Source organism: Brevundimonas sp., assembly GCF_016463485.1.
Classification (GTDB): Bacteria; Pseudomonadota; Alphaproteobacteria; order Caulobacterales; family Caulobacteraceae; genus Brevundimonas.
Map to the genome: position 1 here is coordinate 1 of NZ_JAEMRD010000155.1, position 414 is coordinate 414.

1 protein-coding gene is annotated in these 414 nt (G+C 63.5%); it reads left to right on the plus strand.

The window, feature by feature from the left end:
• Positions 1 to 83: 83 nt before the first annotated feature.
• Positions 84 to 414, plus strand: a 331-nt coding sequence (locus JHC99_RS16140) for a DUF559 domain-containing protein (protein WP_292155579.1), incomplete at its 3' end; no start/stop codon positions are given.

Below are 414 nucleotides of genomic sequence, written 5' to 3' on the forward strand. Positions count from 1 at the left end.
TCCCCCTCGGGGGAGGGCAGGCCGCGCAGCGGCCGGGTGGGGAGGGCAAGGCAATGCACCGGCGCTGTTTGAGGGCAAGCGACATGGCGATCATCGCTAGGGCCCGCGCGATGCGAAAGGCTCTCACCCCCGCTGAGGCGCGGCTCTGGGTCGCGCTGAGAGAGCTGCGACACGAAGGATTTCATTTCCGACGCCAAGCCCCGCTTCGAGGCTATTATCTCGACTTCTTCTGCTGGGACCGCGGTCTGATTGTCGAAGTCGATGGCAGCTCTCATGACGACGAAGGTCGCGCTCGAAAGGATCGTGTTCGCGACGCCGTCCTGGCCCGGGAAGGATTGCTGACCTTGCGGTATCAGAACCTGATGATCAGAGACGAACTGCCGCGCGTTATCCAGCACATCCGTGCGCATTGCC